Raw genomic sequence first — 22,127 nt, forward strand, 5'->3', positions numbered from 1 at the left:
AAACTTTAAATATGGGTTTTCAGACGACCTTTTGTGTTGGAAATCGCGCTTATTTCAACGCTGCCAGACAATCCTTCACTAATGCCGGACCTTTATAAATCATGCCGCTGTACACTTGGACGGCGGTTGCGCCGAGACGGATTTTGTCGGCGGCGTCCTTGCCGTTCATAATGCCGCCTACGCCGATAATCGGCAGCTCGCCGTCGATGTGTTCCGTCAATATTTTTAGCACTTGGTTGCTTTTTTCGCGCACAGGCAGACCGCTTAGGCCGCCCTGCTCGCCTGCGAGCGGATGACTGCCGAGGCTTGATTTGTCTATGGTGGTATTGGTGGCGATGATGCCGTCCATTTCGACGGATTTGACAACGTGGGCGATGTCTTCGATTTGCGCTTCATCCAAATCGGGGGCGATTTTGACGGCGAGCGGGACGTATTTTCCGTGCGCGGCGGCAAGCTGCGCCTGTTTGTTTTTCAAGGCTTCGAGTAGCGCGCTCAGTTCGTCGCCGCCTTGCAGTGCGCGGAGGTTTTTAGTGTTGGGAGAGGAAATATTGACGGTAATGTAACTTGCGTGTGCATAGGCTTTTTCGAGGCAGATTAAATAGTCGTCGGCGGCGTTTTCGATGGGGGTTACGGCGTTTTTGCCGATGTTGATGCCCAACACGCCTTGATAACGGCTTTTTTCGATGTTTTGAATCATGGCGTCAATACCGTGGTTGTTGAAGCCCATGCGGTTGATGATGCCTTGGTGTTCGGGAACGCGGAAGAGGCGCGGCTGCGGGTTGCCGGGCTGCGGTTTGGGCGTTACCGTGCCGATTTCAAGGAAGCCGAAGCCGAGCGCGCCCAATGCGTCTATGTATTCGCCGTTTTTATCGAGTCCGGCAGCCAGCCCGACCGGATTCGGCAGGGTGATGCCCATGAGTTTGACGGGCTTGGTGCGGTTGTCGAAAATCGGAAGCAGGCCGAGTTTGTATACTTTGTTGAGCGCGTCGAGGGTGAAATGGTGGGCTTTTTCGGCATCGAGTTTGAACAGCAGGCTGCGGGCTAGGGAATACATGGGTTTCTTTCGGATGATTGGCAAACCGCCGTATTTTACCCGAAACTGCCGTATTTTCCTGCCGGCCAAACAAATCTTCAAAGGAAATGCCGTTTTGAACCGTCTTAAAATCCGCTATACAATCATATTGATAACGTCGTCTGAAAGGATTTCTGATGAAGCCTGAACTGATTATTTTCGACTGGGACGGAACGCTTGCCGATACGACTCGCCCAATTATCCGTACGTTCCAACAAAGTTTTGCCGACTGCGGTTTAAAAGCCCCCGATGCGGATGCCATCCGTGCCTTAATCGGTTACAGCCTGCCCGAAATCATCTTCCGCCTTGCGCCTGATGCGGGCGAACACCTGCGCGAAGAGTTGGCGGAAACCTATGCCGCGCATTATCTGAATCCGAACAATCACAATATGACCTTGTTCCCCGAAGCCATCCCTTGTTTGAACACTTTAAAACAACAAGGCTTTTGGCTTGCCGTAGCGACAGGCAAAGGGCGTACGGGTTTGGACCGTTCTATTATGCAGACGGGGACGGCAGATTTTTGGATGGCAACCGCCTGCGCAAGCGAATATGCGTCCAAACCCGCGCCCGATATGGTTTTTGCCTTATGTTCCGAATTGGGGCTGGAGCCTTCGCAAACTTTGATTGTCGGCGATACGACCCACGATTTGGATATGGCGGCAAATGCGAAAGCCCCTGCTGTTGCCGTACCGACCGGCGCGCATACCGCCGCGCAACTGGCAACGCGGCCGCATTTGGCAATCTTGAACGATTTGTCCGAGCTGCCCGGCTTTATCGCGCGTTTATAATGCGTGGTCTTCATTTCGTTTGCTGATTTTAAAAAAAGGTCGTCTGAAAACCCGCTACTTTTGTTTTCAGACGACCTTTTAGCATGAACTTCTTTATCGTCTGCCCGCGATAACGCGCTTCACCACCTGCGCCATATCGGCAACCGCGTTTTCAGCGGTATGCAGGTAAAGGGCGGGTTCGACGAGTTCCAATTCGTTGAGCAGCAACCTGTCGCCGATCAGCGTCCCGTCTATGCGGGCGTATGCCGGTATTTCAGGCAGCATGTCCAATATCTGCCGTGCGGTTTCGACTGCTTTTTCCGGCGGCGCGGCAGGGCTGACGGCGACGCCGTAGGCGGAATTGGCGCGCCATTCGCCGTGGGGCGGCATACGTAGTACGGCATGGCTGAAACGCCCGTCCAAAAACACCAGCGAGGTTTCGCCCGCCGTTTCGATTTCGCGGATATAAGGCTGGATGATGACGCCTTGCGGATAATCCTCCGCCTTCAACGACACTTCTCCCGCCCTGATTTTCGCCACGCCGCGCCCGCTCTGCCCGATAACGGGTTTGACGACCGCTTCCCGCCAGCCCCGATTTTTTAAAATGTCTTCCAATTTTTCTTTTTCAGACGACGTCTGCACGCTCGGAATCACGTCCGCCCCCCATTCTGCCAAATCGCACAAATAACGTTTGTCCATGTTCCAACGCATCAGCCCGACGGGGTTGATAAACCTTTGCCCGCACGCTTCCGCTTCGGTCAGCCACTGCCCAAATGCTTCAGGCTCCGCCGCATAATCCCATGCGCACAAAGGCAGGATAAAGGCGGATTTCGGGCGGTTTTGCCAAGGCGCGAAGGCGGTGGGTATGCCGTTCCGTGTCAGCGCATCCGCCAACGGCAGCAGGTTGGACGGCGGCTCGGGGTAGGTGAGGTAGGTGGTAATCGTCAGCATGGCGGACTTTCGAAAAATGAAATGACATAATATTGACAAGGGGTTATGTCTTTGCTTGATATTTCAGACGACCTTTTATCGGGCAAACGACAGGCGTCTTCTGAACAATAAACACCATCACGTTTGTAATAAAAACTTCCCTGAATAACGGAACTTTTCCGTTTATTTTAAATCCATTAGTCTCGCATATAAATAATAAAGATTCTTATTCATATGCAAATTATATATAACATTATTTATTACAAGGATTTTACTCTAATGAAACTTTCGCGCTTCTCTTCCCTTGCCCTCGCCGCCGCATTGGCATTCGGCACTGCCGCCGCTCATGCCAAACCGGTTCAAATTACCGATGTCAACGGCCGCAAAGTAACCGTCGACCTGCCCGCCAAACGCGTGGTTTTGGGCTTTTATTATCAAGATTACATGGCCATCGGCGGCAAGGACGCGCTGAATAATGTGGTCGGCTTCTCCAAAGCGGTTTGGGCAGACTGGGCGCCGCCGAGCTGGGCGGCATTCAGCAAAGCCGTGCCCAAGTTGAACCAGCTTGCCGACGTGGGCGAGGTGGAAGTCGGCACGTTCTCCGTTGAAAAAGTATTGGCATTGAAACCCGATTTGCTGATTCTGGCGGATTGGCAGTATAAGGCTTTGGGTTCCGACCTTGCCCGCATCAACAAAGCGGGCATTCCGATTGTGGTGTTGGACTACAACGCGCAAACGGTCGCCAAACACATCCAATCGACCAAGCTTATCGGCACGCTGACCGGCCAACAGCAAAAAGCGGACAAGCTGGCGGCGGACTACAAACGCATCGCCGACACCATCCAAGCGCGCGTACAAAAAGCCAACCTGCCCAAGCCTAAAGTGTATGTCGAGTTCGGCAACAAAGGCCCTGCGGAACACAGCGTAACCTTCGGCAAGAGTATGTGGGGTTCGATGGCAACGCTGGTCGGCGGCAACAATATTTCCGCTTCTTCGGTTGAGTTTTACGGCCCGATCAACCCTGAAAAAGTCCTTGCCGCCAAACCCGACGTCATCGTGATTACCGGCCGCGAAACCGAATTGAAGAAAAGCCCGACCGCCATGGTGATGGGCTGGGGCATTCCGAAAGCCGAAGCGGAAAAACGCTTGGCCGGTTTTGCCAAACGCGCCGGCTGGGCGAACCTGCCTGCGATTAAAAACAACCGCCTCTACGCCGCCTACCACGCCAACTCGCGCACGCTCTCCGACGGCGCATCGATTCAATTTATGGCCAAAGCGATTTATCCGCAGTTGTTCAAAGACTTCAATCCTGAAAAGACTTATATCGACTTCTACCGCCAAAACCTGCCGGTCGTGCCGAATGGTACGTTCTACCTGTATCCGAAAGGGCAATAAGGCTGGTTTGCTGATTTCAGACGACCTTTTTATGTGGAAGGTCGTCTGAAAGTAGCGTGGGTTTTGTACAGCGTAGCGTGGGCTTTTCCCACGGATGACGTTTGCGGAAATGATGGCAAACGGTATGAGGTTTCCTGTTTTCGCGGGCGAAGCCCACGCTACGAATTTCCGTCTTGTCGAATAGGAAGCTTCAGGTGGGTTTGACTGTTTTTGCCCTCTCCCTAGCCCTCTCCCGCGGGGAGAGGGAACAAATGGCAGAAAATCAAAACAATGGTCGGACTTTACCCTCTCTCCGTGGGAAAGAGAACAAATTGCAGGGAATCACAACAATAGTTGAATTTCAGTTATCTGATCCCCTCTCCCCGTGGGAGAGGGCTAGGGAGAGGGTAAAGCCGTTTGGACTTCCGTTATCCCGATTTTCAAAAAACCACCCTTTCAAAACGGATACAGACAAAAGAGATGGTCAGGCATAGATGTCCGACCCTGTTCCCTAATTTCAAAGGCTTAAAAAATGAATGATTCGGTTGTCGCCGAGATTGTGAAAAACCAGCGCAAGTTGGAAGGCAAGCGTTGGTTGATTGTGTTGATGTTTTTAGCCATCGCCGCGGTCAGTTTCCTATTCGACATCGCCACCGGCCCTGCGATGACGGACACGCTGCCTGTCGGCGAAGTAGTCAATGTTTTGCTGGGCAAACCCGAAGTCGATGAAATGAACCGCCTGATTGTGATGGATTTGCGCCTGCCGATTGCGGTGATGGCGCTGGTAGTCGGTGCGGCTTTGGGCGTCGGTGGGGCGGAGATTCAGACGCTGTTGAACAACCCGATGGCCAGCCCTTATACGCTGGGTTTGGCGGCGGCGGCGGGTTTGGGCGCGTCGGTAGTGATTGCGTTCGGCGGTTTCGGGCTGCCTGAAACGGTCGCCGTCCCCATCGGCGCGTTTGTGATGACCATGCTGGCTTCGGGTATCTTGTTTCTGTTTGCCTCGGCGCGCCGCTTCAACTCGGCGATGTTGGTGCTGGTGGGGATTGCGCTTTTGTTTCTGTTTCAGTCGATTTTGTCGCTGATTCAGTTTATCGCCGCGCCTGAGATTTCGCAGCAGATTTTGTTTTGGCTGTTCGGCAGCCTGACCAAGGCGACTTGGGAGACGGTTGCGGTTACGGCGGCGGTTACGGCGGTGTGCGTGCTGTTGCTTTCGCGTGATGTGTGGAAGCTGACCGCGCTGCGTTTGGGTGAAGAACGCGCCGTCGGGCTGGGCATCAATCTGCAACTTTTGCGCCTGAAAACGCTGGTGTTGGTGGCGGTGATGACGGCGACGGCAATCAGTTTCGTCGGCGTGATCGGCTTTATCGGACTGGTCGCGCCGCATGTGGCGCGGATTCTTTTGGGCGAAGACCAACGCTTTTTCCTGCCCGGCGCGATGCTGGCGGGGGCGGCGTTTTTATCGGTCGCCAGCGTGTTGTCCAAGGTGATTATCCCTGGCGCGCTGTTTCCTGTGGGCATCGTTACGTCGTTTGTCGGCGTACCGTTTTTCTTTTGGATTGTATTGTCCAAGCGGTAAGTTTTTTCGGACGGTCTTTTGTTGCGACGGGGTCGTCTGAAACTGTTTTTTTTTATTTTACAGAGAGAACCAATGAAACCTATTTGCCGTATTTTAACCGCCGCCTTGTTCAGTCTTGCCGTGCAGGGTGTTTGTGCCGAAGTGAAAACGCTTACCGATGTACGCGGGCGCGAAGTGCGGGTCGATGTGCCTGCCAAACGTGTGGTGCTGGGCTTTTATTATCCTGATTATATTGCCGTATCCGGTGTCGATAAATTTAACAATGTGGTCGGTATTTCGCGCGAATTTTGGGAGAAATTCAACCCCGGCAGTTGGTCGCTCTACCGCGCCAAAATCCCTTCGCTGCAAAACATCGGCGACATCGGCAATGTGAACGCCGGTACATTTTCGTTTGAGAAAACCTTGGCAATGAAACCCGATGTGGTGGTGTTGGCGGATTGGCAGTATGACGTGTTGAAAGAAGAAATGCCGCGTTTCGAAAAAGCCGGCATTCCGGTGGTTGTGGTCGATTTCAATGCGCAAACGGTCGAACGCCATACCGCCAGTGCCAAACTTTTCGGCGAAATCGCCGGTACGCCGGAGCGTGCAGGGCAGGTTGCCGACGAATACGCCCAAGGCATGGCCGACATTCAAAAACGCGTGGCCGAAGCGGGCAAGCCCAAGCCGAAAATCTATATCGAGTTCGGAGACAAGGGTCCTGCCGAACATAGCTTTACTTTCGGCAAAAATATGTGGGGTGCGATTGCCGATACAGTGGGCGGCGACAATATTGCCGCAGCCTTCATCAAAGACTGGGGGGCGATTAATCCCGAGCAGTTTCTTGCCGCCAAGCCCGACGTTGTGATTATTTCCGGCACCGAATCCGGACTGAAGCAGCCGACGGCAATGGCGATGGGCATCGGCATCGAAGCCGCCGAAGCGCAAAAACGCTTACAGGGTTTCATCCGGCGTGCCGGTTGGGCGGAAATTCCCGCTGTCCGAAACGGCCGTGTGTTCGGCATTTACCATACTGCTTCGCGTTCGCTTTCCGATTTGGCATCCGCCCAATTTATCGCCAAAGCGTTGTATCCCGAAGCCTTTGCCGATGTGAATCCGGAAGAGACCTACCGTGAATTCCACCGTAAATACCTGCCAGTCGAGCCGCAGGGTACTTTCTTTATCCGTTTGGGTTGCGACGGTTTGGAAGACTGCAACAAACAAGCGGCTGCCGACACTGTTGCGGCATCAGCCGAAACCGTCGCCGAACCGTCACTATGGCAACGTATTAAAAACTGGTTTGCCGCCCTCTTTGCTTAAAGGCCGTCTGAAATGTTAAAACTTGAAAACGTCCATATCCGGCGCGGTGATTATGTGGTCGCCGACAATATCGATTTGACGCTGGAACAAGGCAAAGTCTATTCCGTGCTCGGCCCGAACGGCACGGGCAAATCCTCGCTGATGAAAACGATTTTCGGCGAAGTGGCGCACAAAGGCACCATCCACTACGGCGACGAAGCGTTGAGCAAAATCCACCTGCAAAGCTGGCGCAAACGCATAGGCTATATGCCGCAGGACACCGCCGCCGAAGCCTCGCTGACCGCACTGGAAGTCGTGTTGCTCGGCCGCATGGACGCGCTGCACATGCACGTCGGCGACGAACTGCTGCACGAAGCCGCAAGTATCATGGCGGAGCTAGGCATCGGCCATCTGGCGCACCGCGACGTCATGCGGCTTTCCGGCGGACAGCGGCAGCTCGTGATGTTTGCCCAAGTCATGCTGCGCCGCCCCGAAATCCTGATGCTGGACGAACCGGTCAGCGCGCTGGATATGCACCACCAGTTGAACCTCTTGGAGCGCGTGGTGCAATACACGCACGAACACAATCTGGTTACGCTGATGGTGTTGCACGATTTGAGCCTCGCCGCGCAGTTTTCAGACGGCGTGATTCTGCTCGGCGAAGGCAAAGTACAGGCGCAGGGCGCGCCGCAGGACGTGTTGCAGGCGGACATGATCGGCAGGCTGTATAAAGTGGACATCGAACTTTTATACGACAGCAAAGGCCTGCCCGTTATTCGCCCGATGCGGCAGAGTGCGTAACTTAACCGCCGCCGTCATTCCAATGGACTCCCGCCCGCGCGAGGATGACGACGGTTGAAAATCAACAATCCGTTCCTGAAATGTCGGATTTGAGCATCCGACCTGCGATCTCCTGCAACTTATCCCCTCGCCCGCGGGAGAGGGTTAGGGAGAGGGCGGTAAGCCCAAGGCTTACCTCTTCGACTCATCAACCCTCCCATATTTTTTATCCTTAGAAAGGACTCCCCCATGAAAAAATCCCTCTTCCTCCTGATGCTGACCGCTTCCCTCGGTGCATACGCCGCCAACCACGAAGTCAAAATGCTCGACAATGGCAAAGACGGCAGCATGGTGTTCGAACCCGGCTACGTCAACGCCAAAGTCGGCGACACCGTAACCTTCAAAGCCGCCAACAAAGGCCACTGGGTGCAAAGCAAAGCCTTGCCTGACGGCGTTGCCGACTTCCTGTCCGAAGACGGCAAAGACTTCACCCTCAAACTCGACAAAGAAGGCGTGTACGTCTATACCTGCCCACCGCACCGCATGATGAACATGAGCGGCGTGATTCAGGTCGGCAAACCGGTGAACAAAGCCAAAGCGCAAGCCGTTGTGGACGAACTGGAAAACCGCGCCATGCAGAGCAAGGGTCGTCTGAAAAAATACATGCAGCAGGTCAAATAAACCGCCGCACAAACAAAAGGTCGTCTGAAACCGCTTTCCCGTTTTCAGACGACCTTTTGCCAACCTTCATCCCCAATCCTCATTCCCCTTCCGCTGAAATCTTCTCGTTCAGAAAATCGATAAAACTGCGCACCTTCGCGCTCAAAAACGCCCTGTCCACATAAACCGCGTTTAATTGCTCGGTCCGCACCCGATATTCCGGCAGCAGGCTGACCAACCTGCCTTCCTTCAAATCCTGTCTGGCGGACCACAACGGCTGATAGGCGATGCCCGCGCCCGCCCTGACCAATTCGCGGATCATCAGCGTATTGTCGCTTTGAATCACCGGATTGAGCGTCAGAATACTTTTTTCACCCGTTTCCCGATGGGTGATTTCCAAATTGCGCTGGTCGGTGTAGGTCGGCAGGATGGCGGGATGGCGCATGACCTCTTCGGGCGTTTGCGGTTTGCCGTGTTTCGCCAGATACTCGGGCGAGGCAAGCAGGACGAATTGGATTTGCGCCAGCGGCTTGACGATAAGCGAGGGCGACAAGGTTTTTGCCACGCGCAAGGCAAGGTCGAAGCCTTCGGCAATCAAATCGACGTGGCGGTTGTCGAGCACCAGATCGAGCGTGACTTCGGGATAGCGTTCGCGGTATTCCGCCAGCCAAGTGCCGATTAAATTGCCCGCAAACCAAAGCGGCATGGTTACGCGCAACATGCCCTGCGGCGTGTCCGCCCCGCCTGCCGCCTTTTGCGCGGCGGTGTCGAGCGTATCGAGCGCGTAGCTGCATTGGCGGTAGTATTCTTCGCCCGCTTCGGTCAGGTGGAGGTTGCGGCTGTTGCGGTGCAGCAGCTTGGCCTTAATCGAATTTTCCAGATGGCTGACGTGTTTGCTCGCCATCGCGGTAGAAATATCAAGCTGCTCGGCCGCGCGGGTGAAGCTGCCGCTTTGGACGACTTGGCGGAAAACTTTGAGGCTGAACAGGGTATCCATGTTTTCTTTTAGGGAAACGTTGTATCAATAAAAGAAGTATATATCTACCGGCAGTAATTATCTATACTGCACAGATAAGATTAGTTTTCATTTAACCCCCGCATTTTTGATAAGGAGAACCCCATGTCTGCAACCTGCGCCCGTATCCAACCTATTTTATTGTCCGTTTTGCGTATCGTAACCGCCTACCTCTTCCTCCTGCACGGTACGTCGAAATTCTTCGGCTTCCCGACATCCATGGGCGGCGGCTCGCCCGAAGGCTTGATGCTGGTGGCAGGCATTTTGGAAATCGTCGGCGGCATCCTGTTGATTCTCGGACTGTTTACCCGTCCCGCCGCCTTCATCCTGTCCGGTCAGATGGCGGCTGCCTATTTCATGGCACACGCCTCCCAAGGTTCGGCGCTGTTCCCGCTTGCCAACGGCGGCGAATCGGCAGTATTGTTCTGCTTCGTGTTCCTCTATCTCGCAGCAGCCGGCGGCGGCTCATTGGCATTGGACAACCTGTTCGGCAAAAACAAATCCTGATAGACCCAAAGGTCGTCTGAAAACAAGCAAAGCGGGTTTTACGAATAGATTTCCAAACCCGCCAACCGATTAAACATCAATCAAAGGAAAAACAAAATGACTTATCAAACCTTACAACAAGCGGCAGAAACCCGCCGTTCCATTTACGCGCTGAACAAAAACCTGCCCATCAGCAACGAAGAAATCAGCGAAATCGTCAAACATGCCGTTTTGCACACACCTTCTTCCTTCAACTCGCAATCCACCCGCGTCGTCGTCCTCTTCGGCGAAGAACACGGCAAAGTGTGGCAATTCGTTGAAGACGCATTGCGCGCCATCGTGCCTGCCGAACAATTCGAGCCGACCGCGCAAAAATTAAACCTGTTCAAAGCAGGCGCGGCGACCATTTTGTTCTTCGAAGACCAAAACGTCGTCAAAGGCCTGCAAGAGCAGTTCCCTTCTTATGCCGCCAACTTCCCCGTTTGGGCGGACCATGCGAACGCGATGACGCAATACGCCGTCTGGACAACGCTTGCCGCCGCCGGCGTGGGCGCGAACCTGCAACACTACAACCCGCTGCCCGACGCCGCCATCGCCAAAGAATGGAACCTGCCCGAAAGCTGGCTTCTGCGCGCGCAAATGGTTATCGGCGGCATCGAAGCGCCTGCCGGTGAAAAAACCTTCGAACCGGTGGAAAACCGTTTGAAAGTGTTCGGCGCATAATTGCCCGTCAAACAAAAAAGGTCGTCTGAAAACCAACTTCGGTTTCAGACGACCTTTGTCATTCAAAACAGCTTGCGCTTATTCTTGCGGAGGGACATAACCCTGAACAGCATCCGCGCCGTCTCCGAAGAAATACTGCTCCATCTGTTGCGCCAAATATTCGCGCGCGCGCGGGTCGGCAAGGCTCAGGCGGTTTTCGTTAATCAGCATGGTTTGATGGCGCGTCCACGCATTCCAAGCCTCTTGGGACACATTTTCAAAAATACGCTTGCCCAGCTCGTTGGGCAGTGGCGGGAATTTCATACCTTCGGCCTCTTTGCCGAGTTTGACGCAGTGAACCATACGGGTCATGGCGGCTTCCTTCATGATGGTGTTTCAGACAGCGCGTATTTTATCGTATTGCCTATTTATAGGAAAGGCTGCGAAAAACGGGCAAAATCTGCCTAATACGCCGCTTTTTAATTCAATACAAAACATATGTTTATAAAAATAATATACAGCGCATCGAAATAAACCTTGCGTTAAAACGCTGTTTTTGGTTTAATGCACATCTCGCAACGAAACAGCGAAGGCCAGATAGCTCAGTTGGTAGAGCAACGGATTGAAAATCCGTGTGTCGGCGGTTCGATTCCGCCTCTGGCCACCAAAACAAACCGCCTCAGGCGGTTATTTTTTTGCCCACTTCCTAGAATTATTTCTCATTTTTCAAGGTCGTCTGAAACAAGTTCTACGGGTTCCGCCGAAAGAAATGTTCAGACGACCTTTCCCTTCTTTATGAATCATTTCAATTAATCCATCACCAAAACATCTCAATAAGGACAGATTAAATTGCGGCGTGCGGCAACACCAGCCGTGTTTACTATGCTTCTTAACTAAAAACAAACATTCTTATCCTATTCTTATCTCATTCCAACGTTCTCCAAAACATCCGCTAATTCTCCTCTAACACTCCCCCTCTAGAATGATGTTCAGAAAAAGAAAAACAAGTCTCCTCACATAACGATAGTCTGCTCACACTGACACGGACGGAACATCATTTTCCCCACCATCGTTTTTCCCCTAAGGAGCGTATCATGAAACTGAATCTGCAAAAAACCACCGCTGCTGTTTTGGCTGTTTTGTTCAGCGCAGGCGTATTTGCCGCCAACAATGCCTACAATCCATTTGATTACGGTTACCAAAACCACAAATACGGCAAAAAATGGGGCAAACCCGCATCTGAAGCCGAAGGCGAAAAAGTGATGAAACACGCTGCCTACCGTTCAGGCGTGCACTACACCAACGTCAACCGCATGCCCGGCAATGTAGACCACAACGGCGTGAAAACCGTACAGGTCAACGACGCATACACCCGTCAAAACCTCGGCCGCTATGCATTCAACACCATCAAGAGCGGTGGCTCTGAAGTGTACTACGGTGAGTGGGTCGGTAAAGAATACGCCAAAGGCACCAACCGCGGCGTTTTCTACTCAGGCGACAAACGCGCTACCTCTATGCCGGTATCCGGTGTAGCCAACTACGCCGTCAAAGGTATCAACAACTACACCGGCAACAACCCGATGGTCGGTACTTTGCGCGCAGACTTCGGTCAACGCGTCTTGGCAGGTTCTATGAAAAACAACGCTGTACAGATGGACATCCATTCCCGCATCAAACCGTCCAGCGCATCGTTTGAAGGCTACGCCCGCGCCAACGGCCACTTCGGTAAAACCGAAGGCCACTTCTTCGGTCACAACGCAAGCGCGCTGGCCGGTGTTGCCAAGTTTAAAACCGACCGCAACTTGGATACGGCATACGGCGGTGTAAAACGCTAAAATCCCTAGTTAAGTAAAATGAGTTAAGTAAAATAAAGCCTGCTTCACGCAGGCTTTTTTAAACACCAGCCCGCCAACCTTCTCAAGGTCGTCTGAAACCGCCGACCGGAAAGCCGACACCATGTACAAACCGTCTGCCTGCCTTATCCTCTTTCTCGCCGCCCCCGTCCTTGCCGCGCCACGTTCCGACTTTTCAGACGACCGTACCGCGCAACGCCTGTGGCAGGACACCCGCCAAACCATGCAGGAGCAGGAACAAAAAGTGCGCGAATACCGCCTCGACATTCCAGCCGAAAACATCGGGCAGACAATCGAAACCGACCCCGAAGCCGACCAAGGCGAAGCCCTGTTTAACGCCGTCAACCGCAGCGACTGGCAAACCGTGCGCCCGCTGCTTGAACGTTATACCCAGCAAACCGAATACGACCCCGACATCGCCCTCTTTGCCCGCGCCTCGCTCGCCCGCGGCGAAGGCAGGTGGAAAGATGCCAAACAAGACTACGAAACCCTGCTGCAACGCCATCCCGACTTCACGCGCGGACGGCTCGATTACGCCCGCCTGCTCTTTGAAGGTCGTCTGAACCGCGAAGCCACTTCCGAATTCATGCGCCTTCAAAACGAAGACCTGCCCGAAGCCGTCAAAGAAAACATCGGCCATTTCCGCGACTCTCTAAACCAACGCCAAAGCTGGCAGGGCAGCCTTTCCGTCGGCGCCGTCCACAACAGCAACATCAACGAAGCCAGCGGCAAAACATGGTGTAAAACCGAAATCGACGGCGAATGTTGGGAAGAATTTTCAGGTGACAAGCCCATTTCCGCCAACGGCATCAAATACGAAGCCGCCGCCGTCCGCCGCTGGCAGATTAAAGGACATCACGGCATCGCCGCCCGCGCGCTCGGCTACGGCCGCTTCTACCGCGACCATAAAGACTTCAACGAACACACGCTCAACCTCAGCGCCGGTTATCAGTTTGAAAACCACCGCCACACCTTCGCCCTCGCCCCGCTTGTCGAATGGAACGGCAGCGGCGGCAAAACCCTCAACCGCGCCTACGGCGTGCGCAGCGAGTGGAACCTCGACAAAGGCAGCTGGACATGGAACACCGAAGCTGAGTGGAAACACCTTTCCTATTCCGACAAAACCCGCCTGCTCGACGGCAGCCTCTTCTCCGTTTACAACACCCTGTCCTACTTCCCGCGCAACGACCTCATGCTCTACGGCGGCATAGACTGGCAGCAGCGCAAAGCCAAAGAACCCGTGGACAGCTACCGCCTCATCTCCGCACGGCTGGGCGCGGCAAAAATGTTTGAAGCCGGCTTCGACGCCTCCGCCTCCGCCACCTTCGGCATCCGCAGCCACCGCGAAGAAAACGCCGTCCTCGAACAACGCCGCCGCGACAAAGAACAAACCTACCGCCTCAGCATAGGCGCGGACCGCTGGAAATTCGCCGGCCTCAAGCCCGTCCTCAGCTACAAACACCGCCGCGTCCACGGCAACACCGATTGGCTGTACAGCTACAAACAAAACGAAGTCGGTCTGTCGCTGGTCAAATCGTTCTAACGCGGGACGCAGAAACACAAAGGTCGTCTGAAATTCAGTTTTCAGACGACCTTTTTTCTTTTGACTCTATTCGAGCATTGGATTAACGGTAGGTTTATTGCGAAAACCTATCCAAACACAACCTTCATTTTCACCATCAAGGATAAGGGTGTGCCACCAATTTCCCGTCGATGTATTCGCCGATATAGACTTTCGAGGCATCAAGATGGAGGCGGTCAAGTTCCTGTTGCAGCCACTCGTCGTCGCGTTTGATGATTTCTAAGATGTCATGGTCGATTTGCCCGTCGGTAATCAGGGGGTAACGCAGGCTTTCGTCGCCGTACTGAATGACGGCGAGCTGGCCGTTTTGCTCCATGACGGCGCGTTTGACGGCAGAGATTTCGTAGATGCCGGCGGCACGGAGCTTAAACATCAGGTCATGTGCGCTGATGCCGTTTTTCATACATTCTTCGGTTTGGATTTCGCCGTTGACGATGACCCAGACGGATTTGCCGTCAATCACGGATTTGACCCAGTGGTTGTGGTTTTTGATGAATTTCAGACTCAAGACCAACAGCGTCCACAAAATCAGCACGAGGAAAAACTGTAAAAGCCCGACGCTGTCGCTGTAAATCACGCCGCCGATGATGCCGCCGAGAACATAGTTTTGCACTTGATCCATGGCGGAGGTGGGGGCGAGGTTGCCTTTACCTAAAAGGTTGATTTGCAAAACCAAACCTAAAATGCCCATAAGGAGTTTGAGGGCAAGGAGGGAGTATGCTTCCATGAGTGTGTCCTGTTATTCTTTGTCGATAAGTTCGATGTTGTTGTTGACCAGATTGATGGGGGTCAGGGTGTAGGCGGAGAAGTCTTGATTGAAATGGACTTCGTAGTATTGGTTTTTGATGCCGACGATCATGCCGTTGTATAGGTGCGTGCTGTTGACGCTGATGTCGCGCTTTTCCACTTTTTGGTTTTCAATCAGGGTATTGAGAAAACCGACCATGCGCGAGTTGTCCGCGGCGAAGTTTTGGCGTTCGCTGTATGAGAGGTATTGGATGCCGCTGATGAGGATGAGCAGCAGCAGGGCAATAATGCTCAGGTCGCGGTATTTGGTGTCCATGCGGTGGCGCAGGTATTGCGATACGGCGAGCAGCAGGACGACGAGCGCGGCGAAAATGAGGACGTATTTCAAGTAGTCGTTGAAATACATATGGTTTTCAAGATAAAAGTGTGTGAAGAATTTCATGATTTCAAATGATTTGAGGAAATAGTGGGGTCGTCTGAAAACGGATTTTCAGACGACCTATTATGGTTTGGATGCAGGTTTTATCCGGAGCCGCATCAGTTGATAAACCCGTCGTCTTTCATTTTCTTTTCGGAAAAATACTGACTGCACACCAGCAAGGCAGCGAGGATGATGACAAACAACCCCGCCATGGTCAGGGTAATTTTGAAGAATAATTCTGCCTCGATAAAAGAAAACCAAAGTTGCAGAATCAGCAGCAACACCCAGCCGACAAACAGCCCGAGACAGGCATAAACGCCGAGTTTAAACACGTTCCCGCTCCAAAATGACGACGTAGGCTTCACGTCTGAAAAATAAGAGCATACGGCGTTGATCTTTTTCCATGGTTACGACACGCCAACCTTCGGGAGTTTGGCTGTTGAGGAACGCGCTGAATTTGACGGGATTGACTTTGGCTGCGCCGAAAAACAGGCTGGACAGCAGGTTTTCTTGATAAATGACGACTTTGTATTCTTTCATGGGATTCCTTTTACAAGGGATCATCTTTTCAGACGACCCCTTAAGTTGCCAATGATGCAAAACTGCAAACCTTATTTCTTATTACCCAACTGCGGCAATACCGAACCTTCGCCCAGCGACAGCAAACCGCTTTGCGAGTAGATACCCAGTTTGGCGCGGGTGTCGGTGATGTCGAGGTTGCGCATGGTGAGCTGGCCGATGCGGTCAAGCGGGGTGAACGCGGCGTCTTCGACTTTTTCCATGCTCAGGCGTTCCGGTTGGTAGGTCAGGTTGGGCGATTCGGTGTTCAGAATCGAGTAGTCGTTGCCGCGGCGCAATTCGAGGGTGACTTCGCCGGTGATGGCTTTGGCGACCCAGCGTTGGGCGGTTTCGCGCAACATGAGGGCTTGGCTGTCGAACCAGCGGCCTTGGTAGAGCAATCGGCCAAGGCGCAGGCCGTTGATGCGGTATTGTTCGATGGTGTCTTCGTTGTGAATGCCGGTTACTAAACGCTCGTAGGCGATGTGGAACAATGCCATGCCTGGGGCTTCGTAGATGCCGCGCGATTTGGCTTCGATGATGCGGTTTTCGATTTGGTCGCTCATGCCCAAGCCGTGGCGGCCGCCGATGCGGTTGGCTTCGAGGAAGAGTTCGACGGGGTCGGCGTATTCTTTGCCGTTCAGTGCAACGGGCACGCCTTCTTCAAAGCGTACGCTGACTTCTTCGGGTTTGACTTCGACGTTTTCGTCCCAGAAGGCAACGCCCATGATGGGTTTGACGATTTTGATGCCGCTGTTGAGGAATTCCAAGTCTTTGGCTTCATGCGTCGCGCCGAGCATATTGGAGTCGGTGGAGTAGGCTTTTTCAACCGACATTTTGTAGTTGAAACCGTTGGCAATCAGAAATTCGCTCATTTCGTGGCGGCCGCCGAGTTCGTCGATAAATTGTTGGTCGAGCCAAGGTTTGTAGATTTTCAGCGCGGGATTGGTCAAGAGGCCGTAGCGGTAGAAACGCTCGATGTCGTTACCTTTGTAGGTGCTGCCGTCGCCCCAAATATTGACGTCGTCTTCCTTCATGGCGGAAACGAGCATGGTGCCGGTAACGGCGCGGCCCAGAGGCGTGGTGTTGAAATAGGCGATGCCGCCGGTGGAAACGTGGAACGCGCCGCATTGGATGGCGGCGATGCCTTCGTGTGCCAACTGCGCGCGGCAGTCAATTAAGCGGGCGTTTTCCGCACCGTATTCCATCGCTTTTTTGGGAATGGCGTTGTAGTCGTCTTCGTCGGGCTGCCCGAGGTTGGCAGTGTAGGCATAAGGCAGCGCGCCTTTGAGTTTCATCCACAACAGCGCGGCAGAGGTATCAAGGCCGCCGGAGAAGGCGATGCCGACTTTTTGACCGACGGGGAGGTGTTGCAGGATAGTATTGTTTTGGCTCATGACAATTCTTCGGACTTAAAAGGGGTTATTAAAAATACCTTAACGGTTGAAACCCCGCCCTTCAGGGCGGTAGAATCAGAGACTGTTTGGGAGAAATGCAACCTCTTCCAAATCAGGGCGATACATAGGGCTGCGCTTTGTGTGTAGTCCTGTGTGTTGAAACATTATCTTATAAATAGAACACATTGTCAGCCGTCAAGGTCGTCTGAAAATGAGCCTTGCCCGTTTCGTTGAAAATCTTTTCAGACGACCTTGACACCACCCGCAACCCGACTCCCTCCCCTGCGGGGGAGGGTTGGGGAGAGGGCACAGACAGCAGCCCTTAAGCAAACGCTGCCTGAAAAACGCAAGCTCAGCCCTCTCCCTAACCCTCTCCCACGGGAGAGGGAATAAATTACAGCGCCATCAACATTTTCAGACGGCATCGGTAAAGAAACCTATCCATGAACGCTTTCAACCTCATCATCATCGGCGACGAAATCCTGCACGGCAGCCGCCAAGACAAGCATTTCGCCTTTTTCAAATCCCTGCTGGAATCGCGCGGGCTGAAGCTCAATCAGGTGCAATACCTGCCCGACGAACCCGATTTGCTGGTCAAACAACTGCGCCGCAGCTTTTCAGACGACCTGCCGACCTTCGTTACCGGCGGCATCGGTTCCACGCCCGACGACCACACCCGTCAAGCGGCCGCCGCCGCTTTGGATTTGCCCGTCGTCCGCCATCCCGAAGCCGCCAAGTTCATCGAAGCCGTTACCCTTAAACGCGGCGAGCCGCTCGACGCCCCCGAACACGCCCAACGCCTGAAAATGGCGGATTTTCCCGCAGGCGCAGAGCTTGTGCCCAACCCGTTCAACAACATCGCCGGATTTTCCATCCGCGAACATTATTTCTTCCCCGGCTTCCCCGTGATGGCGCACCCGATGGCGGAATGGGTTTTGGATACTTATTACGCCGACCGTTTTAACCAAACCGAACGCGGCAGCCGCAGCGTGTATGTATTCGGACAACCCGAATCGCGCGTCGCCCCGATTATGGAATACGTCGAACGCACCTACCCGGGCGTGCGCTCTTACAGCCTGCCCAGCATCGGCTGGCAGAATGCGGACGGAACGGCGGTCAAACCGCATATCGAATTCGGCATCAAGGCGGAAGGCGAAGCGTGCCGCGATTTGGATAAAGCATGGGACGAAGTATTGCAGCGTTTGAAGGATTTGGGCGCAGAGTTGAAAGATACGCCTGATTGAAGCGCAGGATGAAATAAAAAGGTCGTCTGAAAACTGAACTGGCCCCCAAATCTTGGACACTCATAAAAGCCTATTCAGGCGCTCTGTGCAAGCTGGGTTCTGTATGCGACAGGACTCAGCTTTTTCAATTTCAGACTGCAACGCTCCCGGTTGTAGTAATCCATATAATCATCTATCTGTTTCATCAATTCTTCCACCGTCAATTCTCCTGCGTTATAGAAACACTCCGTCTTCAACACCGCAAAGAAGCTTTCCATCGGCGCATTGTCCCAACAGTTCGCCTTTCGCGACATGCTTTGAACCATGGAATGCTCCGCAAGCAATTCCCTATACCCCGCCGTACGGTACAGCACACCTTGGTCCGAATGAAGCATCGTTCCTTTAGCAGTCAGACGGGGGGCAGCTTTTTCGAGCATTTCCTTCACCATTTCGCTGTCGGCTCTGCGGCTCATGGCGTAGGCGACGATCTCGCGGTTGAACAAGTCCAAGATTGGCGAGAGGTACAGTTTGCCGTCTTTCCCTTTGAGTTCGGTAACGTCGGTCAGCCATTTTTCGTTGGGCTTTTCGGATTTGAATAGGCGTTTGAGGAGGTGTTCCGATATCTCGCCCATGGCGGGATGGCGGTAGGCTTTTTTCGCCCGTATGAGGGCTTTCAGTTCCAACTGCTTCATCAACCGCGCCGCTTTTTTGTGGTTCCAACCCAATGCTGCGGCAATGCGCCTTTGCCCGTAGCGTCCTTTATGCCGCCGGTAGGTTTCGACAAGGAGGGCTTTGTCGGCTGCGTCGGGGTCGGGTCGGTCTTGGTGATGGTAGTAAAAGCTGCTTTTGGGCAGGTTTGCGATGTGCAGCAGGTATTTGAGCGGGTGTTGCGCCCTCAGTGTTTGGACGGTTTGGCTTTGTCCTTTTCGGTCTGTTTTTGGCTGAGGGCTTTTAACTCCTTTAGGTAGGCGACCTCTGCGCGCATATAGCACAACTCTTCAATAAGCTCTGCCTGTGTTTTTTCTTGATCGGGTTTATCTGCGATGAAGGGGTTTTTGCGGTGTTGGGGCATGGTTTTGGATTGGGGATGTTCGAGTGCGCCGATACCGCCTTCTTGATAGGCGGTTATCCAACGTCTCAGGTGGGTTCGTGAGATGCCGTAGTGATCAGCGGTACGCTGCTGGCTGCGTATATGCAGGTAGTGGAGTACGGCTTGGTATTTGAAGTGTAATGTGTAGAAAATTGTCGCGTTGTTTACACAACAGGTTGAGAAAAATAAGCCTGCAAGACCTCAAACGGCGTATCGCCGTTCAAACTGCGGTGCGGCTTCACAGTGTTATAAAAATTAACAAAGCGGCACAACTCCTTTTGCCGATGTTCCGGACTCTCAAACGACTGTTTCTCATGCCACATCTCCATCAGGGTACGGATAACCCGCTCCGCCTTACCGTTGGTCTGCGGACGGGCAACCCGGGTAAACTTTTGACCAATCCCGTTCTCGTAACAGGCTACACCGAAAGCATGGTTGGCCGAGCCTTTGTATTCCGTACCGTTGTCGGAGTAAACGCACTCAATCAGGTATGGGCAGGGATCAATCAGCTGTTCGGTCAGAAACTTGGCGGCGCTGTCTGCGGTTTTGTCCGGCAAAATGGCGGCGTATAGCTCCCTTGAGAAATCGTCGATGGCGACAAACAGGTAATCCCGCTTATCGGTGGCTTTCTGCCCTTTGAGCAGCGGCAGCCGTTTGGTGTCGAGATGCACCAGCTCTCCGGGGTAGGATTTATTGTAGCGTTTGGCCTGCTTTTTGAGTTTTTCCTGAATGCTGCGTTCTACCTTGGCCAGGCGTTTCATTCCGTACTTTGCCTGTTTGAAACGGTTGTTGGTACTGGTTTGCGGTTTGAGCAGCTTGGCCCTTGCGGCTTTAAGGGCGCGGTAAATGGTGACGCGGCTGACTTGGTAGCGGCGTGCCAGGGAGGTGACGCTTTCCTTCCCCTGCGTGTAGGCCAGCCAAATGGCTTGTCGGTGGTGCGGGGTGAGGCGGGTGTTTTTGTGCATGTTCATGTTTCAGTATTCTCCTGGAAATACTGTAAACAACGCTACTGATTTCTACATGTAATGTATATTTGCTCATAAAAAAACTGCACCTTGTGAGTTGGAGGGGATGTCCAACTTTTGGGGTGCAGTTCAAACCTGTATTGGTTTTCAGACGACCTTTTTGAGTCTGTCAATCTTTTGCCATGATCTTGGAAGCCGCCAGAAGCTTTAACAGCAAACGGCTGCGGAATACATGGCACAAAAGGCGTACGTCGCGTCGGCGGTTGAATTTGCTGGGATAGCCCGCCATTCGGAAATCGTAGCCGTTTTCTTCCAGCCTGCGGAACAGTTCGTCCGTAGAAACACCGCTTTTAAGCATCGAAACCAAATGGATGAATTGGAAGGAATCCCGTATTTCCAATAACCTGCGGGCAACTTTGGGCGGCTGTCCCGGTGTAGCGAGCAGGCGCGTATATTCCCTTACTGCCAAACCGATGTCGTCGAGGTATTTCTTCGTCTGCTCGGGCGTACGCTTGCTGCGCATAGCGGATTCGGGGTTATCGACATAATCATAAACAACGGTATTGCTGGCAATGACGGTTTTGCATTGCAAAAAATACTCGGTCAAAAATACGCCGTCTTCCAAATATTTCATGCCTTCGATAAATTTCAGACCTGCTTTTTCCAACAGGTTGCGTTTGTAGATATACGCCCAAACGCACGACCAAAACGGATAGCGGTCCATATAATCCGCTAAACCGATAACCTCATCCTCATTGGCAGGATAGCGCGCATCAACATTGAATTGGAGTATATCCGCATCGGAACGTTTCATTTTTTCAACCAAATCTGTCATAAGCGGCGGATCAACATTGTCGTCGTGATCCATAAACATCACATATTCCCCGCGCACTTTGGACAAACCGATATTGCGCGCCCTGCTGACTCCGCCGTTGGGCGTATCAATCAACTGCGCCTGCAATTCGGGATGTTCATTGAAAAACTGCCTGAACTGAGCCGATGTATCATCGGTAGAACCGTCGTTTACAACAATAAATTCTATCCCTTCGACAGCCTTATGCAGACCTGCAAAATGACGGCACAAACCTGCCGCAAATTTTCCGCCATTATAGACTGGGACGATGAGTGAAACAGTTATCGACATAAATCTGCATCCTGCTGAGTAGGTTAACCGATTAAAGATAGACATTCACGGCGCATTTAAGTTTCAAGTTTAATATTAAAGACACTAATAATTTTACCCGGGTATTTAAAAAGGGATCGGTTTTGTTTGAAAGTATGATAAAGCAGCAGATGGTTTAGGATGGAGAGTTTGAAAATGTAGGTATTTGTGAATGAATATATCCTCAGGATAAAGGAGGCTCAATTCTATTGTATGTTTATCCATTTGACTATATAACAAATATGCAAGATAAAAAAGACCTTGTTTTAAACAAGGTCTTTTTTATCTGGTGGAGGTAAGCGGGATCGAACCGCTGACCTCTTGCATGCCATGCAAGCGCTCTACCAACTGAGCTATACCCCCGAAATTTGGTGGCGAATCAGGGACTCGAACCCCGGACACAAGGATTATGATTCCTCTGCTCTAACCGACTGAGCTAATTCGCCGTTTCGTGAAGTCGCTATTATATGTTGTTTTGAGTTTTTGGCA

At 52.7% G+C, this 22,127-nt stretch carries 25 protein-coding genes, 3 tRNA genes and 1 pseudogene; 13 read left to right on the plus strand and 16 right to left on the minus strand.

Translation table 11 applies throughout. From position 1 onward, the window contains the following. Positions 1 to 49: 49 nt before the first annotated feature. The gene (locus NM96_12685) at positions 50 to 1,054 is read right to left on the minus strand and encodes a quinone-dependent dihydroorotate dehydrogenase (GenBank protein AVR80048.1); all 1,005 of its coding nucleotides are present in this window, start codon (positions 1,052 to 1,054) and stop codon (positions 50 to 52) included. A gap of 155 nt (positions 1,055 to 1,209) precedes the next feature. On the opposite strand from NM96_12685, the gene NM96_12690 reads away from it, so the two are divergent. After that, positions 1,210 to 1,860: an HAD family hydrolase gene (locus NM96_12690; protein ID AVR80049.1), complete on the plus strand. Its 651-nt coding sequence runs from the start codon at positions 1,210 to 1,212 to the stop codon at positions 1,858 to 1,860. A gap of 93 nt (positions 1,861 to 1,953) precedes the next feature. On the opposite strand, the gene NM96_12695 is transcribed toward NM96_12690, so the two are convergent. Continuing rightward, a complete protein-coding gene (locus NM96_12695; GenBank protein AVR80050.1) occupies positions 1,954 to 2,790 on the minus strand; it encodes a glutathione synthetase in 837 nt (278 codons plus the stop codon). 258 nt (positions 2,791 to 3,048) lie between these two features. Between NM96_12695 and NM96_12700 the strand changes: the two genes are divergently transcribed. The 6 genes from NM96_12700 to NM96_12725 all read left to right on the plus strand — a co-directional run bounded on the left by NM96_12700 (position 3,049) and on the right by NM96_12725 (position 8,458). Continuing rightward, complete coding sequence (locus NM96_12700) at positions 3,049 to 4,164, plus strand: iron ABC transporter substrate-binding protein (GenBank protein AVR80051.1); 1,116 nt, start codon at positions 3,049 to 3,051, stop codon at positions 4,162 to 4,164. Positions 4,165 to 4,358: 194 nt separating this feature from the next. Then, positions 4,359 to 4,637 (plus strand): hypothetical protein, encoded by a 279-nt coding sequence (locus NM96_12705; protein AVR80052.1) that lies wholly within the window; start codon positions 4,359 to 4,361, stop codon positions 4,635 to 4,637. Positions 4,638 to 4,675: 38 nt separating this feature from the next. Then, positions 4,676 to 5,722 carry an iron ABC transporter permease gene (locus NM96_12710; protein AVR80053.1) on the plus strand — a complete coding sequence of 349 codons (1,047 nt, stop codon included), beginning with the start codon at positions 4,676 to 4,678 and terminating at the stop codon, positions 5,720 to 5,722. Positions 5,723 to 5,794: 72 nt separating this feature from the next. Further along, the gene (locus tag NM96_12715; protein ID AVR80054.1) at positions 5,795 to 7,018 is read left to right on the plus strand and encodes an iron ABC transporter substrate-binding protein; all 1,224 of its coding nucleotides are present in this window, start codon (positions 5,795 to 5,797) and stop codon (positions 7,016 to 7,018) included. Between the two features lie 12 nt (positions 7,019 to 7,030). Further along, positions 7,031 to 7,798 (plus strand): ABC transporter ATP-binding protein, encoded by a 768-nt coding sequence (locus NM96_12720; protein ID AVR80055.1) that lies wholly within the window; start codon positions 7,031 to 7,033, stop codon positions 7,796 to 7,798. A gap of 228 nt (positions 7,799 to 8,026) precedes the next feature. Then, entirely contained in the window at positions 8,027 to 8,458 is a 432-nt protein-coding gene (locus NM96_12725; protein ID AVR80056.1) for a pseudoazurin, read from the plus strand. A 79-nt stretch (positions 8,459 to 8,537) separates the two neighbouring features. Here NM96_12725 and NM96_12730 read toward each other — a convergent pair whose 3' ends face one another. Then, complete coding sequence (locus tag NM96_12730) at positions 8,538 to 9,434, minus strand: LysR family transcriptional regulator (GenBank protein AVR80057.1); 897 nt, start codon at positions 9,432 to 9,434, stop codon at positions 8,538 to 8,540. Between the two features lie 123 nt (positions 9,435 to 9,557). Here NM96_12730 and NM96_12735 point away from each other — a divergent pair, with 123 nt between their 5' ends. After that, positions 9,558 to 9,959 (plus strand): DoxX family protein, encoded by a 402-nt coding sequence (locus NM96_12735; GenBank protein ID AVR80058.1) that lies wholly within the window; start codon positions 9,558 to 9,560, stop codon positions 9,957 to 9,959. 96 nt (positions 9,960 to 10,055) lie between these two features. Further along, entirely contained in the window at positions 10,056 to 10,661 is a 606-nt protein-coding gene (locus tag NM96_12740; protein ID AVR80059.1) for a nitroreductase family protein, read from the plus strand. Between the two features lie 78 nt (positions 10,662 to 10,739). On the opposite strand, the gene NM96_12745 is transcribed toward NM96_12740, so the two are convergent. Beyond that, complete coding sequence (locus tag NM96_12745; protein ID AVR80353.1) at positions 10,740 to 11,012, minus strand: oxidative damage protection protein; 273 nt, start codon at positions 11,010 to 11,012, stop codon at positions 10,740 to 10,742. A gap of 219 nt (positions 11,013 to 11,231) precedes the next feature. On the opposite strand from NM96_12745, the gene NM96_12750 reads away from it, so the two are divergent. The 3 genes from NM96_12750 to NM96_12760 all read left to right on the plus strand — a co-directional run bounded on the left by NM96_12750 (position 11,232) and on the right by NM96_12760 (position 14,036). Then, a tRNA-Phe gene (locus NM96_12750) sits at positions 11,232 to 11,307 on the plus strand. Between the two features lie 427 nt (positions 11,308 to 11,734). Continuing rightward, entirely contained in the window at positions 11,735 to 12,475 is a 741-nt protein-coding gene (locus tag NM96_12755) for a hypothetical protein (GenBank protein ID AVR80060.1), read from the plus strand. Positions 12,476 to 12,596: 121 nt separating this feature from the next. Continuing rightward, entirely contained in the window at positions 12,597 to 14,036 is a 1,440-nt protein-coding gene (locus tag NM96_12760) for a hypothetical protein (GenBank protein ID AVR80061.1), read from the plus strand. 136 nt (positions 14,037 to 14,172) lie between these two features. Here NM96_12760 and NM96_12765 read toward each other — a convergent pair whose 3' ends face one another. The 5 genes from NM96_12765 to NM96_12785 all read right to left on the minus strand — a co-directional run bounded on the left by NM96_12765 (position 14,173) and on the right by NM96_12785 (position 17,198). Beyond that, positions 14,173 to 14,802 (minus strand): DUF421 domain-containing protein, encoded by a 630-nt coding sequence (locus NM96_12765; GenBank protein AVR80062.1) that lies wholly within the window; start codon positions 14,800 to 14,802, stop codon positions 14,173 to 14,175. 12 nt (positions 14,803 to 14,814) lie between these two features. Next, positions 14,815 to 15,264, minus strand: a complete 450-nt coding sequence (locus tag NM96_12770) for a DUF3290 domain-containing protein (GenBank protein AVR80063.1) — start codon at positions 15,262 to 15,264, stop codon at positions 14,815 to 14,817. 95 nt (positions 15,265 to 15,359) lie between these two features. Continuing rightward, positions 15,360 to 15,575, minus strand: a complete 216-nt coding sequence (locus NM96_12775; protein AVR80064.1) for a hypothetical protein — start codon at positions 15,573 to 15,575, stop codon at positions 15,360 to 15,362. Further along, on the minus strand, positions 15,568 to 15,783 hold the full coding sequence (locus tag NM96_12780) for a DUF4177 domain-containing protein (protein AVR80065.1): 216 nt from the start codon (positions 15,781 to 15,783) through the stop codon (positions 15,568 to 15,570). Before NM96_12780 ends, NM96_12775 begins: the two co-directional genes overlap by 8 nt. Before the next feature lie 71 nt (positions 15,784 to 15,854). After that, entirely contained in the window at positions 15,855 to 17,198 is a 1,344-nt protein-coding gene (locus NM96_12785; GenBank protein AVR80066.1) for an argininosuccinate synthase, read from the minus strand. A gap of 443 nt (positions 17,199 to 17,641) precedes the next feature. Between NM96_12785 and NM96_12790 the strand changes: the two genes are divergently transcribed. Next, on the plus strand, positions 17,642 to 18,442 hold the full coding sequence (locus NM96_12790) for a competence/damage-inducible protein A (GenBank protein ID AVR80067.1): 801 nt from the start codon (positions 17,642 to 17,644) through the stop codon (positions 18,440 to 18,442). 74 nt (positions 18,443 to 18,516) lie between these two features. Here the strand turns inward: NM96_12790 and NM96_12795 are convergent, their stop codons facing one another. From NM96_12795 to NM96_12825, 7 genes and pseudogenes are all read right to left on the minus strand, one after another. Next, positions 18,517 to 19,146 carry a hypothetical protein gene (locus NM96_12795; protein ID AVR80068.1) on the minus strand — a complete coding sequence of 210 codons (630 nt, stop codon included), beginning with the start codon at positions 19,144 to 19,146 and terminating at the stop codon, positions 18,517 to 18,519. Between the two features lie 170 nt (positions 19,147 to 19,316). Beyond that, complete coding sequence (locus tag NM96_12800; GenBank protein AVR80069.1) at positions 19,317 to 19,664, minus strand: helix-turn-helix domain-containing protein; 348 nt, start codon at positions 19,662 to 19,664, stop codon at positions 19,317 to 19,319. Between the two features lie 11 nt (positions 19,665 to 19,675). Then, on the minus strand, positions 19,676 to 20,482 hold the full coding sequence (locus tag NM96_12805; protein ID AVR80070.1) for an IS481 family transposase: 807 nt from the start codon (positions 20,480 to 20,482) through the stop codon (positions 19,676 to 19,678). Between the two features lie 19 nt (positions 20,483 to 20,501). Beyond that, positions 20,502 to 20,627 (minus strand): annotated as a pseudogene (locus NM96_12810) (transposase). A gap of 18 nt (positions 20,628 to 20,645) precedes the next feature. Continuing rightward, positions 20,646 to 21,620 (minus strand): hypothetical protein, encoded by a 975-nt coding sequence (locus tag NM96_12815; protein ID AVR80071.1) that lies wholly within the window; start codon positions 21,618 to 21,620, stop codon positions 20,646 to 20,648. 305 nt (positions 21,621 to 21,925) lie between these two features. After that, a tRNA-Ala gene (locus NM96_12820) sits at positions 21,926 to 22,001 on the minus strand. A 6-nt stretch (positions 22,002 to 22,007) separates the two neighbouring features. Further along, a tRNA-Met gene (locus NM96_12825) sits at positions 22,008 to 22,084 on the minus strand. Positions 22,085 to 22,127: the final 43 nt, after the last annotated feature.

Origin of the sequence: Neisseria mucosa (genome assembly GCA_003028315.1) — a bacterium.
Taxonomy (GTDB): domain Bacteria; phylum Pseudomonadota; class Gammaproteobacteria; order Burkholderiales; family Neisseriaceae; genus Neisseria; species Neisseria mucosa.

Coding starts and splice junctions, on each gene's coding strand:
- NM96_12685 (AVR80048.1), bottom strand. CDS start 1,054: ATGTATTCCCTAGCCCGCAGCCTGCTGTTCAAACTCGATGCCGAAAAA.
- NM96_12690 (AVR80049.1), top strand. CDS start 1,210: ATGAAGCCTGAACTGATTATTTTCGACTGGGACGGAACGCTTGCCGAT.
- NM96_12695 (AVR80050.1), bottom strand. CDS start 2,790: ATGCTGACGATTACCACCTACCTCACCTACCCCGAGCCGCCGTCCAAC.
- NM96_12700 (AVR80051.1), top strand. CDS start 3,049: ATGAAACTTTCGCGCTTCTCTTCCCTTGCCCTCGCCGCCGCATTGGCA.
- NM96_12710 (AVR80053.1), top strand. CDS start 4,676: ATGAATGATTCGGTTGTCGCCGAGATTGTGAAAAACCAGCGCAAGTTG.
- NM96_12715 (AVR80054.1), top strand. CDS start 5,795: ATGAAACCTATTTGCCGTATTTTAACCGCCGCCTTGTTCAGTCTTGCC.
- NM96_12720 (AVR80055.1), top strand. CDS start 7,031: ATGTTAAAACTTGAAAACGTCCATATCCGGCGCGGTGATTATGTGGTC.
- NM96_12725 (AVR80056.1), top strand. CDS start 8,027: ATGAAAAAATCCCTCTTCCTCCTGATGCTGACCGCTTCCCTCGGTGCA.
- NM96_12730 (AVR80057.1), bottom strand. CDS start 9,434: ATGGATACCCTGTTCAGCCTCAAAGTTTTCCGCCAAGTCGTCCAAAGC.
- NM96_12735 (AVR80058.1), top strand. CDS start 9,558: ATGTCTGCAACCTGCGCCCGTATCCAACCTATTTTATTGTCCGTTTTG.
- NM96_12740 (AVR80059.1), top strand. CDS start 10,056: ATGACTTATCAAACCTTACAACAAGCGGCAGAAACCCGCCGTTCCATT.
- NM96_12745 (AVR80353.1), bottom strand. CDS start 11,012: ATGACCCGTATGGTTCACTGCGTCAAACTCGGCAAAGAGGCCGAAGGT.
- NM96_12755 (AVR80060.1), top strand. CDS start 11,735: ATGAAACTGAATCTGCAAAAAACCACCGCTGCTGTTTTGGCTGTTTTG.
- NM96_12760 (AVR80061.1), top strand. CDS start 12,597: ATGTACAAACCGTCTGCCTGCCTTATCCTCTTTCTCGCCGCCCCCGTC.
- NM96_12765 (AVR80062.1), bottom strand. CDS start 14,802: ATGGAAGCATACTCCCTCCTTGCCCTCAAACTCCTTATGGGCATTTTA.
- NM96_12770 (AVR80063.1), bottom strand. CDS start 15,264: ATGAAATTCTTCACACACTTTTATCTTGAAAACCATATGTATTTCAAC.
- NM96_12780 (AVR80065.1), bottom strand. CDS start 15,783: ATGAAAGAATACAAAGTCGTCATTTATCAAGAAAACCTGCTGTCCAGC.
- NM96_12785 (AVR80066.1), bottom strand. CDS start 17,198: ATGAGCCAAAACAATACTATCCTGCAACACCTCCCCGTCGGTCAAAAA.
- NM96_12790 (AVR80067.1), top strand. CDS start 17,642: ATGAACGCTTTCAACCTCATCATCATCGGCGACGAAATCCTGCACGGC.
- NM96_12805 (AVR80070.1), bottom strand. CDS start 20,482: ATGAACATGCACAAAAACACCCGCCTCACCCCGCACCACCGACAAGCC.
- NM96_12815 (AVR80071.1), bottom strand. CDS start 21,620: ATGTCGATAACTGTTTCACTCATCGTCCCAGTCTATAATGGCGGAAAA.